The organism is Hymenobacter fastidiosus, assembly GCF_039539565.1.
GTDB lineage: Bacteria > Bacteroidota > Bacteroidia > Cytophagales > Hymenobacteraceae > Hymenobacter > Hymenobacter fastidiosus.
The window spans coordinates 22,789-33,740 of sequence record NZ_BAABDJ010000030.1 but is presented as its reverse complement, the minus strand read 5'-3'; the positions used below and the strand labels follow the sequence as shown (position 1 = coordinate 33,740).

The 10,952-nt window shown below is 64.2% G+C and carries 10 protein-coding genes; 4 read left to right on the top strand and 6 right to left on the bottom strand.

Annotated features, from left to right (window positions below; translation table 11 throughout):
• Positions 1-174: 174 nt before the first annotated feature.
• The 3 genes from ABD833_RS13020 to ABD833_RS13010 form a co-directional block, all read right to left on the bottom strand.
• Positions 175-594 carry an META domain-containing protein gene (locus tag ABD833_RS13020; RefSeq protein ID WP_345073540.1) on the bottom strand — a complete coding sequence of 140 codons (420 nt, stop codon included), beginning with the start codon at positions 592-594 and terminating at the stop codon, positions 175-177.
• A 2-nt stretch (positions 595-596) separates the two neighbouring features.
• Entirely contained in the window at positions 597-1,364 is a 768-nt protein-coding gene (locus ABD833_RS13015) for a transposase family protein (protein WP_345073539.1), read from the bottom strand.
• 101 nt (positions 1,365-1,465) lie between these two features.
• Entirely contained in the window at positions 1,466-2,593 is a 1,128-nt protein-coding gene (locus ABD833_RS13010) for a PAS domain-containing sensor histidine kinase (protein WP_345073538.1), read from the bottom strand.
• A 1,078-nt stretch (positions 2,594-3,671) separates the two neighbouring features.
• Here ABD833_RS13010 and adhP point away from each other — a divergent pair.
• Positions 3,672-4,706 (top strand): alcohol dehydrogenase AdhP, encoded by a 1,035-nt coding sequence (gene adhP, locus ABD833_RS13005; protein WP_345073536.1) that lies wholly within the window; start codon positions 3,672-3,674, stop codon positions 4,704-4,706.
• A gap of 174 nt (positions 4,707-4,880) precedes the next feature.
• Positions 4,881-5,519, top strand: coding sequence for an MlaE family ABC transporter permease (locus tag ABD833_RS13000; protein ID WP_345073535.1), 639 nt, complete (start codon positions 4,881-4,883; stop codon positions 5,517-5,519).
• A gap of 148 nt (positions 5,520-5,667) precedes the next feature.
• Here the strand turns inward: ABD833_RS13000 and ABD833_RS12995 are convergent, their stop codons facing one another.
• From ABD833_RS12995 to ABD833_RS12985, 3 genes are all read right to left on the bottom strand, one after another.
• The gene (locus ABD833_RS12995; RefSeq protein WP_345073534.1) at positions 5,668-6,639 is read right to left on the bottom strand and encodes a 1-phosphofructokinase family hexose kinase; all 972 of its coding nucleotides are present in this window, start codon (positions 6,637-6,639) and stop codon (positions 5,668-5,670) included.
• Positions 6,640-6,760: 121 nt separating this feature from the next.
• A complete protein-coding gene (locus ABD833_RS12990) occupies positions 6,761-7,195 on the bottom strand; it encodes a BLUF domain-containing protein (protein WP_345073533.1) in 435 nt (144 codons plus the stop codon).
• 231 nt (positions 7,196-7,426) lie between these two features.
• The gene (locus ABD833_RS12985; protein WP_345073532.1) at positions 7,427-7,762 is read right to left on the bottom strand and encodes a hypothetical protein; all 336 of its coding nucleotides are present in this window, start codon (positions 7,760-7,762) and stop codon (positions 7,427-7,429) included.
• Positions 7,763-8,137: 375 nt separating this feature from the next.
• On the opposite strand from ABD833_RS12985, the gene ABD833_RS12980 reads away from it, so the two are divergent.
• Together ABD833_RS12980 and ABD833_RS12975 are read left to right on the top strand one after the other, a co-directional pair.
• Positions 8,138-9,748, top strand: coding sequence for a sensor histidine kinase (locus tag ABD833_RS12980; RefSeq protein WP_345073531.1), 1,611 nt, complete (start codon positions 8,138-8,140; stop codon positions 9,746-9,748).
• The gene (locus ABD833_RS12975; protein ID WP_345073530.1) at positions 9,726-10,775 is read left to right on the top strand and encodes a response regulator; all 1,050 of its coding nucleotides are present in this window, start codon (positions 9,726-9,728) and stop codon (positions 10,773-10,775) included. The genes ABD833_RS12980 and ABD833_RS12975 overlap by 23 nt, the downstream gene beginning before the upstream one ends.
• Positions 10,776-10,952: the final 177 nt, after the last annotated feature.

Sequence of the window (10,952 nt, the reverse complement as noted above, 5' to 3'; positions counted from 1 at the left end):
AACGCATGGATTAGCTTGGCAAACATCAAACGGGTGCTCAAATTCTGCTAACTCAAACAGCTTCTAAGCAATGCTTGCTACGGCCTTACTGGGCCCTGGCAAACCAAAAGCCCGGCGACGCTCCGATTTTTCGGAACGTCACCGGGCTTTTGCTGCGTATTGCTGCGTGCAGCGCTATTCGGCGGCCCTGAAAACAAGAATGGGCGCTGCGGTGGCAGCATCGAACAGGCGTAGCTCCTGGCCGCTGAGCTCATAGCGCACAGTGCGCGGCAAGGCGCTCAGATACCGGTCCTCTATGCTCTGTGCGGCGCAGGTGGCCCGGGTAGAAGCCTGCACGCTCACCCTGAGCTGGGTGCCGCTGCCCGAGGCATAAGTACCGCCAAACGAGTTGCAAGGGGCCAGGCCATTCGTTTTGTTGTCGGCGCTGAACTGCACGTACGAGTTGAAGGCGGGCGAGTAGCTGGATAGCCCGATGGCGAAATCCTCTACCTGCACCAGCATCCAGCGGGTATTCTGAATGGAAGAAGCCGCTTCTTCTTTTTTACAGCCGCTGAGTAGTCCTAATGCACTGATTAAAAACAGAGAAAGACGCATAGTCAGCAGGAATGAAAGGGAAAGAAAGATAAGGCAGCTACAAGAGCCCCGGGCCCGACGGAAAGGTTGCATGTCGTAGCGCAGGCAGGTCTGGAAGTCAACGCCCGAACCCCGGCCGGGGCGTGGCCCAGCAGGCCCAGATCCTGGCGCAGCACGCTGCCGGCCGGTCGGTGCAGGGCGTACTCGTCGGCCATTTTTTTATCGTGTACCCACCCGCCTTCCGTGGCCGAGAGGAAATACACGTGCTGCGTATCGTCGCACAAGGTCACGTTTTTCAGGCGATGCGCTTTTTTTGCGCTGTATTCTTCGGCCTGAGCTTTGCCGTCGGTGTTGCGCGGCACCCCGCGCCCGACCCCATCGCAGGCAAACACCTGGTCCGGGTGCCGGGTCAGCTCGGGCCCGTCGCGCACGGGTAGCCGCCCGCGCCGGCGCGGCACGTGGTTCAGCCCGCCCGGCAGGGCCGTGGCCAGGCGGCTCACCCGGGTCTGCGACACGCCGAAGCTGGCGGCCTGGTGCCGCTGCAAGCGGTTGCTTTTGAGGTAGGTGAGCAGCAAAAAGAGCTTCGTGTCGCTGCCCGCCAGCGTGGCGTTGGCCCGCTCGGCGTGGGCTGGCAACCGCCGCTTGGCCCCGTCCAGAGTGTGGTAGCGGTGGTAGCGCTCCCAGGCCGGCGCGAAGTCGGTAAGTAATTCGTCAAGATCGGCCGGCAACAGACTGCTCAGGGTCGGAAACCGTCGCGGCCGCTCGCGCAGGACCAGATAATCCGTGCTCAACGCTCAAATGTACGGCGCAACTTCGCGGGTTAACCCAGCCCCATTCTTCGCATTAGGTTTCTTGTAGGCCCCGCCATGTTGGAGCAGGCAGGAAGTGCTGCTTACTCGTAGCTGGTGACGGTTTTCCCAGCCGCCGGGACGCATCTGACCTCATCCGACTGCGGAATTACAATCGTGAAGGTGCTGCCCTGGCCTTCAAAGCTGGCTACTTCGAGGGTGCCATGGTGCCACTCCACGATGGTTTTGCACAGCACCAGCCCGAGCCCGGTGCTGGGCTCCCCGCGCAGGCCCATGCGGCGGGCTTTGGTGAATGGCTCAAACAGCACGGGCTGCAGGTTCAGGGGGATGCCGACGCCATCGTCGCGAACGTAGATGCGTACGCTACCCGGGCCCGGCTCGACGGCCACGCTTACGTGGCCGTCGTCGGGCGTGAACTTCAGCGCATTGCTCACCAGGTTGAGCAGCACCTGGGTAAACTTGTTGACGTCCAGGTTGGCGTAGAGCGGCGCGGCGGGCAGCGTGTAGGCAAAGTGGTGGCCGACGGAATTGCTCTGGAGCTGGTCCAGCGGCTCGCGCAGCACCGCGCCCACGTCCACCCGGTCACGCTTCAGGTCGGTGTTGGCCGAGGTCAGGAATTCAATGTTGATGAAGTCGCGAATCATTTTCACGCTGTCGCGGCTGGTCGTTTCCAGCTCCTGCAGCATTTTAGCTACCTCGGGGTTGGCCGGGGCCTGCACTTCTTCCCGCAAAAACTCCGCGATTTGCTGCACCATGATAAAGGCCCCGCTCAGGTCGTGGGACAGGATTTCAAGGGTGGCGTTCTTGCGGCTGTTGAACAGGTCGGCGTTGGCCTGGTAGCGTTTGGTCACGCTGATATCGCGCAGGCTGCCTGCCAACCAGACGGCGCCGGCGCCATCCCGCTCATAATAGGGCGTCAGGCAAAACCACTGGTCCGGGGCTTCGGGGTGGCGCAGGCGAAACTCGACCTCGTCGCGCGCTAAGCCCCGGCACCACTGCGTCCAGTATTCGGCCAGGCGCGGCCGGTCGTCGGGATGCAGGCGGGCCAGGAGCGCGGGCAATTCGGTATTCACCTGGTCCGGCTTCCCGTGCAATACCAGCCGGTAGGCCTCGTTCACGAACACTAGCTGGCCGGCCGTCGCCTCGAACACGAACTGGACGTGGGCGCTGGCTTCCGCCTGGCGGGCGAATAAGGAGGTGTGGTCAGGCATTATGCGGGTTGCTGGTTTGCGCGGGAGTTGAATCGGAACTTCCGGTCGGGACTTCTGGCTCGTCTTAGAGCAGTCGCGCAGGAATAATCGAATACAATTAAACGTCATGCTAAGCTGGTCGAAGCATCCCGCCCGCTTCGTCTGCATACGTTCAACGAAGCGGGCGGGATGCTTCGACCAGCTCAGCATGACCGCCTCTTTCAATATGCTTACTTCGTACCGACTACTTAACTGCTGTTACGCAGGGTGAGGTGGGTTGCCGGCGGTGAGAAGTTAGGAGCTGGAATCCAGGAGCACAGGGAGCAGGTGGTAAAAGATCAGGACTTACGCCCCTGCGCCGTTTGCCAGCCCCGGCGGGGTGGCCTGTCGGTCGTAAAGGAGGGTCCATCCGGAAGAATGCCCCAGAGGGGCGGCACCCGGCTGCCGTTCTGGCAAGTGCCGCCCCTGCGGGGCTTCATTCTTCTATTGCAGGCAGTAGACTTGTTCCTAAATACAGAAAAGCGCAAATTCAGCGGTCATGCTTCATCTGGCGTCCGCGCAGTCGAAGCATCTCTACCGCTTTGTTGCTGTAGCATTGATTCCTAATGCGGTAGAGATGCTTCGGCTGCGCGGACGCCAGATGAAGCATGACGTTCTTTTTTCATTATTGCTTATTCGGGAACAAGTCTAGTTACTACCGACAGGCCGCCCCGCCGGGGCTTGGTGCATATGGGTTTGCGTAAGTCCTGAAGAGGAAGTAACGCAACGGGTGCCAAGGCCGCCGCGCCTTACATCGGCACCCTGCTCGTATGCTGACTTCCCGCTTCCCGCTTCTAGCTCCTCAAACCGGGTTGCAGTAATACCCCGCGGAACAGCAGTAACGTCCATGCGGGGAGGGGGTGAAAGGGCGGGGTGGAAATTCAGAACAAGACTACGACCCGGCCGGAGACCTCCCCATGACAAAAATCAGGGTCCGCGCCAACCTTCATCATGCCCGCGGGCCCTTGGAAGCTAGTTCTTTGTGCTGAGCCGCTGACGGTTGCCGACCCAGCCCAATACGGACCGGATTACCCACAGTCCAAACCAGTAAAGCCAATCCATGCTACCCACCACCATGAAAGCCGCCGTGGCCCACGCTTATGGCCAACCGCTGCAAATAGAGCAGGTACCCGTACCCGCCGTAGGTCCCGGGCAAATCCTGGTGCAGGTGGCGGCCTGCGGGGTGTGCCACACCGACCTGCACGCCCTCAACGGCGACTGGCCCGTGAAAGCACCCCTGCCCCTGATTCCGGGGCACGAGGGCGTGGGCACGGTGGTAGCCGTGGGCCCCGGCGTGACGCAGGTGAAGACCGGCGACCGGGTGGGCGTGCCGTGGCTGCATACCGCCTGCGGACACTGCGAGTACTGCCTGTCGGGCTGGGAAACCCTGTGCCAGGCGCAGCAAAACACCGGCTACTCCGTGCCGGGCAGCTACGCCGAGTACCTGCTGGCCGACCCCAACTACGTGGGGCATTTGCCCGACAACCTCTCGTTTCAGCAAGCGGCGCCCCTGCTGTGCGCGGGCCTGACGGTGTACAAGGGCCTCAAAGAAACGGAGGTGAAGCCCGGGCAATGGGTAGTTATTTCCGGCATCGGTGGCCTGGGCCACCTGGCGGTGCAATACGCCAAAGCCATGGGCATGCGGGTGGCGGCCGTCGACGTGCAGGACGAGAAGCTGGCCCTGGCGCAGTCCGTGGGGGCCGAGCTGGTGGTGAATGCCGCCACGGCGGACCCGGTGGCGGTTATCCAGAGCCAGATTGGCGGGGCCCACGGCGTGCTGGTAACGGCCGTCTCCCCGCCGGCCTTTGCCCAGGGCGTGGCCATGCTGCGCCGGCGCGGCACCCTGGCCCTGGTGGGGCTGCCGACGGGCGACTTCCCCCTGAACATCTTCGACGTGGTGCTGACGGGCAAAACCGTGCGCGGCTCCATCGTGGGCACCCGGCAGGATTTGGTCGAGAGCCTGGCTTTTGCCGCCGCGGGCCAGGTGAAGGTGCATTACCACCTCGACCGGCTGGAAAATATCAACCAGGTCCTCGCCGACCTCGGGGCCGGCCGGGTGGATGGCCGGGTGGTGCTGGATTTCACGGCGGCCTGATTCGTCGCCGGGCTAACCCGGTTACCGCTCAACCCCCTTCCAAGGTAGACGACGTGCTCGAAAGCTCTTTTCTGGCCGAAACCGGCGCCATCACGCGCTTTGCCGGGCAGTTCTTCCGCGAGGGGTTCCGGCCGCGCTACGAGGTGCGCGAGCTGCTGTACCAGTAGCTACGCGGTGGGCTACCAGTCCCTGCCGATGGTGGGCATCACGGGCTTCATCATGGGGCTGGTGCTCACGCTGCAGAGCCGGCCCACCGTGGCCCAGTTCGGCGCCGGGTCCTGGATTCCGACCATGGTGGGCCTGACCATCATCCGGGAGATGGGCCCCATTATTACGGCCCTGATTTTTGCGGGTAAAATCGGCTCCAGCATCGGGACCGAGCTGGGCTCGATGCGCGTGACCGAGCAGATTGACGCCGTGGAAGTGTCGGGCACCAACCCGTTCAAGTACCTGGTGGTGACGTGGGTGCTGGCCACCACGCTCATGCTGCCGGTGCTCACGGTGCTGGCCGATGGCATCGGCCTGTTTGCCTCTTACGTCGGCATCAACACCAGAGGCACGACCACGCTGACCCTGTTCGTGAACAACATTCTGAGCGGCCTGACTTTCTGCGACGTGCTGCCGGCCTTTATCAAAACGTTCTTCTTCGGCTTCGCCATCGGCCTCATCGGCTGCTACAAAGGGTATTATGCCGGCAAAGGCACCGAAGGGGTGGGCCAGGCCGCCAACAGCGCCGTGGTGGTTTCGTCGCTGGTCATTTTTATTCTGGACTTGCTGGCCGTGCAGATTACCGGCCTGCTGGGCATCAATTGATTGATTCATTAACTGAACGGTCATGCTGAGCTTGTCGAAGCATCTCTACCGCGCAACTAATCAAGGCTTTTTCAACGAAGCGGTAGAGATGCTTCGACTGCGCGGACGCCAGATGGGCATGACCGTTCAGGTATTTTCCGGATAGGCTCTAAATGTTAACTCCAGGACCAGCGGGCCCCGCCGCCGGCATGGCTTGCAGCAGCCACTGAAACAGCTTTTCGGCATCGGCGGCATGAAACAGCTCGGTGCCGGGGTTCATGGTGGCGGCCGTGCCGCAGGCCACGCCCAGGCGCACGGCCTCGCGTATGGGCCGGCCCTGGCACAGCGCGAACACCAGCCCGGCCACCATGCTGTCGCCGGCTCCCACGGTGCTTTGCTTTTTCACGGCCGGGGCGGCAATGTGCTCCACCACGTCGCGCGTGACCAGGCAGGCGCCGACCGGCCCCAGCGACACGACCACGATTTCGCACCGACCCTGGCCGATGAGCCCCTGCGCCGCCGCGGCCGCCGAGGCACTGTCGAGGGCGGGCACACCGGCCAGCCTGGCCAGCTCGCCCAGGTTGGGCTTGAGCAGGTACACGCCCTCGGCCACGGCGCTGCGCAGGGCTTCGTCCGAAGTATCCACAATCAGTTTGGCCCCAACCTGGCGGGCCCAGCGGGCCACGTCGCCCATGAACGCCGGTGCCACGCCCTGGGGCAGGCTGCCGCTGACCACCAGCACGTCGGGCGGGGGCGCGAGGGCGGCCAGCGCGGCCAGCACCTGCGCCTGCTCGGCGGCCGTGACGGTGGTGCCGGGCATGCCGAAGCGGAACTGCTGGTTGGTGGAGGCGTCCACGACGGTCAGGTTTTCCCGGGTCCAGGCGGCCGTGGGTACGGGATGCGCGGCCAGGCCTTCGCGCGCCATCAGCTGCCGGAGCACTTCACCGGGCGGGCCGCCGGCTACGAACACGGCCCGCGCGGGCAGCCCGAGGCGCTGCAGGCCCCGCGCCACGTTGATGCCCCCGCCGCCGGGCTCTACCTTGGGCGGCGCACACGGCAGTTTGTGGTCCGGCACCAGCTGGGGCACGCGCGTGCTTTTGTCAATGGCCGGGTTCAGGGTGAGGGTGACAACGTGTGGCATAGTGGGAGGCGGAACAGCGGAACGATGCAGGGGCGGGGCTTGCCCCGGCCCGTCGTTGCCCGACCATCGTTGAAGCGGCGCAAACGGCGGGCGGGGGAAAGCCCCGCCCCTGCATCGTTCTCTAATAAGCGGCTTTGGTTTCCACGAACTCCAGCAGCCGCGCCATCAGCTCGGGGCGAATGGTGGGCTTGGAGCCGTGGCGGGTGGGGGAGTTGAGCGCGCCACTTTGCAGCAAGGCGTACAAGTCGTCGGCTTGCGCTACCTGGAAGCCCATGCTCCAATCGGCGAAGCTGCGTTCGGCACAATGGCCCTCCCCCAGCACCTGGCACTGATAATGCCGTGGGTCGGACAGGATTTTTGCGTAGTAGAGCTGGCACACGTCGGCTTCCTCGCCCTCCAGGATTTGCAGGAAGCGGCCGTCGGGCGCGTGCAGCAACAGGCCCGTAACGTGCACGTGCCGGTTGTAGGTGCGGGACCCGAGCAGCAGCGCCGCCAGCTCAGCGTCGGTGAACGGCGCGCTGGCCCGGCTTTGGTAGATGAGGTGGTACGGGCGCATGGCAACGACAAGGAAATTGAACGATAACCTCCCGTACGAATGCTGTGGGCAACCGCCTGACCTGAAGGGAACTGGCAGGGGAGGCCTTGGCTCTCGGCTAGCTGCTGCTTGCTCCTCAACGGAATTGGCCGCGAATAGATGCCCAATGCGGGACAAACGGCCAGCTGAAGGGCGCCGCCGACGCCGGCTTTCCCTGGAATTCCTGCTTCTGTCCAACAGAAAAACCTGCCGCTATTCGGCAACTATGCTCGCGGAGCCGAGCTTACTCAGCAGCCGCGGCACGATGGCCCCGCCCTCGGGCAGGCCGCCCTCGCGCAGCAGCTCCACGCCTTGGCGCACGAGCACGAAGCAGGGCAGGTCAGTGGCCTGGAAGCTGTGCACCACGCTGGGGTGGCTCGCCTCGTCCACCGTCAGCACCCGGATGGCCGCGCCCAACTCCCGCTGCAAGGCCGCCAGCGCCGCCAGGGTGGCCACCCGCACCTGCGGGGCGGTGCCGACGGGCGGCAGCAGCACCAGCAGCATCGCGGTGTTGGTGGACAGGGAAGGCGTTAAAGGTGTGGCTGGCATCGGACCCGGAATAATCAAGTAGCTCTACAAAATTACCGTACGGGAGTAGCGGCCCGTATGATGCCCATCAGGCGGCGAACTGACAATTATCAGGTTCGGTGCTAATAATGTCGACCTTACCGGGCCGCCCGATCAATGCCAGAGCGGTTCTCCGCCTGGTGTACACGGCCGTTTTTCCGATCCGCCGGCTTTTTGGCCGGCGGATCGGTCGGCGCTGGCACAAGACGGGCGTGGCCATTGCCGGTAAGCAAGGTAAACAAGGTTAGCAGCCGGGGACCGGTCGGCTGGCCGAAAAAAGCCAGCGGACCGGGACGTACACCAAGCTGGGCACCGCCCCAGGGGATAAATCTAACCGCGCGGGCCTACCTTTTTCTTATGCGACCAGGCTCTTCCTCCAGCGTCCTCACCGAGCTGCTCTACACCCAGGCCAAGGAATTCCTGGGAATCTATGACCCGGCTCAGGGCTGGTTCACGCAGGTGAACCCGGCGGGGGTGCGCCTGCTGGGCTACCCGTCCGAAGAAGTGTTCCTGGCCGACCCCGACCACTCGCTGCGCCAGCCCCCGTGGAGCGCCGACCAATGGCAGGCCCTGGGCGAGCAAGCCCGCCGGGAAGGCCACCGGGCCGTGGAAGCCGACATCCGGCGCCACACCGGCGAGGCCTTTAGCGCCTACCTGGAGCTGACCCCCTTCCAGGATGGTGAGCAGGCCTTTTTTTTGATTCAGATCACCGAGCAAAGCCGCCTGCAGCAGGCGGAGCGCGCGCTGGCGCACAGCGTGCGGCGCTTCGAGGCCGTGTTCACCAACGCTACCATCGGCATCATCGTCTGCAACCGGGCCGGCGACATTGTGTCGGCGAATGAGCTGGCCGGGCAGCAGTTCGGCTACCCGGCGGCTGAGCTGCTGGGCCAGCGCATTGAGGTGCTGGTGCCCAACGCCGCCGGCCGCCACCACCAGCAGCTGCGCGAGAGCTTCAACGCCCACCCGCAGGTGCGCGGCATGGGCCAGCACCGCGTGCTGCGCGGCCAGCGCCAGGACGGCACCGACTTTCCCGTGGAAGTGAGCCTGAGCTACTTCCACCTCGACGAGGAGCTGTACGTGGTGGCCTACGTGCTCGACGTGACGGCCAAACACGACGCCGCGCAGGAACTAGGGGACCAGCACCAGCGCGTGGCCCGCCTCAACGCCGACCTGGAGCAGAAGGTGGCCGACCGCACCCACGCCCTCATGATTACGCTGGCGCAGCTGGAAAAGCGGGGTCAGGAGCTCACCCAGGCTTTGGCGGCCGAGCAGGAGCTGGGCGAGATGAAGTCGCGCTTCGTGAGCATGGCCTCGCACGAGTTTCGCACGCCGCTGACTGGAGTTCTCACCTCGGCGGAGCTCATTGCCGACTACGCCCAGGGTCCGCAAAAGGACAAGCAGCTCAAGCACGTGGCCCGCATCCGCTCGTCGGTGAAGCACCTGAACGACATTCTGGAGGAATTCCTGTCGGTAGGCCGCATCGAGGAGGGCCGGGTGGAGGCTACGCCGGCCACCCTGGACATGGCGGCGCTGTTGGGCGAAACGGTCGTGGACGTGCAGGGGCTGCTCAAGGCCGGTCAGCGCATCGAGTGCGAGGCCGGATGCGCCGGCCTCATCCGGCTCGATGCCTCGCTGCTGCGCAAGATTCTGGTCAACCTGCTGTCCAACGCCATCAAGTATTCGGGCGACCACTCCGTGATTCTGGTGCGGGCCAATTGCCAGGACTGCCAGCTTACGCTGCACGTGCAGGACCAGGGGGTAGGTATTTCCCAGGAAGACCAGGAACACCTGTTCGAGCGGTTTTTCCGGGCCCGCAACGTGAGTACCGTGCCCGGTACCGGTCTCGGGCTCTACATCATTGCCAAGTACCTGGAGCTGATGGGGGGCACCATTGCCCTGCACAGCGCGCTGAACGTGGGCACCACCGTCACTATCACCATCCCCTATGAAGACCATTCTGCTGATTGAAGACGACGTAATCATCCGCGAAAACACCGCCGAGCTGCTCGAAATGGCCGGCTTCGCGGTGCTCACGGCCGAAAACGGCCAGCTGGGCGTGGCGCAGGCCCTGGCCACCAAGCCCGATCTGGTGGTGTGCGACATTATGATGCCCGTGCTCGACGGCTACGGCGTGCTCCAGATATTTAATCAGAATGCCCAGTTGGCCGGCGTGCCCTTCATCTTCCTGACCGCTAAAACCGAGCGCCTCGACCTGCGCCGCGGCATGGAGCTGGGCGCCGACGACTACCTGACCAAGCCCTTCGACAAAGCCGAGCTGCTCAGCGCTATTACCGGCCGCCTCAACCGCTTCCAGCACCTCAAGCCCGAGTACGATCTGCGGGCGGAAGGGGGCCTGGGCGCGTTTCTGGACGATGCCACCGCCGTGGGCAACCTGCACAGCTTGTCGGCCGACCGTAAGGTGCACGCCATTCGCAAGAAGCAGGACGTGTATCTGGAGGGCGACGAGCCCATGCGGGTGTACTTCGTGCACGCGGGCCGGGTGAAAACCGTGAAAACTACCGATGGGGGCAAGGAGCTGATTACCGGCTTTTATGGCCCCGGCGAGTTTTTTGGCTACCTGCCGTTGCTGCAGCACACCGCGCACAGCAACTCGGCCGTGGCCGTCGACGACTCGGAGCTGGTGTACATTCCCAAGGACGACTTCACGCAGCTACTGCTGCGCAACCCCGAGGTGGGGCAGCAGTTCATCCACCTGCTGGCCGGCCGGGTGAGCGAGCGGGAAACCCAGCTGCTGGCCATGGCCTACAGCTCCATCCGCCGCCGCGTGGCCGACATCCTGCTGCGCCTGCACGAGCAGGCCGGGGCCGATGGCAGCATCCAGCTCTCGCGCGACGACATGGCCGCTATGGTCGGCACGGCCCCCGAGTCGCTGATCCGGACGCTGAGCGAGTTCAAGGCGGATGGGCTGCTTGAGCTGACGCCGAAAAACATTCGGGTGCTGGCGCCCGAGAAGCTGCGCCGGGCCCGGTGGTAAGCTGGTTGGGGTGCTCTCAGAAAACGGAAACTACAGCACGTTCAGGCGTGAGAAGCGACCTTTAGAGCAGTTTTCGGGTCAGTGTACAGCACGATCGTAGGGGCGGGGCTGGCCCCCGCCCGCCGTTCGCGCCGCGGCAACGATGGTCGGGCAACGAGGGGCGGGGGCCAGCCCCGC

Bases quoted from the DNA above. Each gene is read 5' to 3' on its own strand.
- ABD833_RS13020 (WP_345073540.1), bottom strand. From the start codon at position 594: ATGCGTCTTTCTCTGTTTTTAATCAGTGCATTAGGACTACTCAGCGGC.
- ABD833_RS13010 (WP_345073538.1), bottom strand. From the start codon at position 2,593: ATGCCTGACCACACCTCCTTATTCGCCCGCCAGGCGGAAGCCAGCGCC.
- adhP (WP_345073536.1), top strand. From the start codon at position 3,672: ATGCTACCCACCACCATGAAAGCCGCCGTGGCCCACGCTTATGGCCAA.
- ABD833_RS12995 (WP_345073534.1), bottom strand. From the start codon at position 6,639: ATGCCACACGTTGTCACCCTCACCCTGAACCCGGCCATTGACAAAAGC.
- ABD833_RS12990 (WP_345073533.1), bottom strand. From the start codon at position 7,195: ATGCGCCCGTACCACCTCATCTACCAAAGCCGGGCCAGCGCGCCGTTC.
- ABD833_RS12985 (WP_345073532.1), bottom strand. From the start codon at position 7,762: ATGCCAGCCACACCTTTAACGCCTTCCCTGTCCACCAACACCGCGATG.
- ABD833_RS12980 (WP_345073531.1), top strand. From the start codon at position 8,138: ATGCGACCAGGCTCTTCCTCCAGCGTCCTCACCGAGCTGCTCTACACC.
- ABD833_RS12975 (WP_345073530.1), top strand. From the start codon at position 9,726: ATGAAGACCATTCTGCTGATTGAAGACGACGTAATCATCCGCGAAAAC.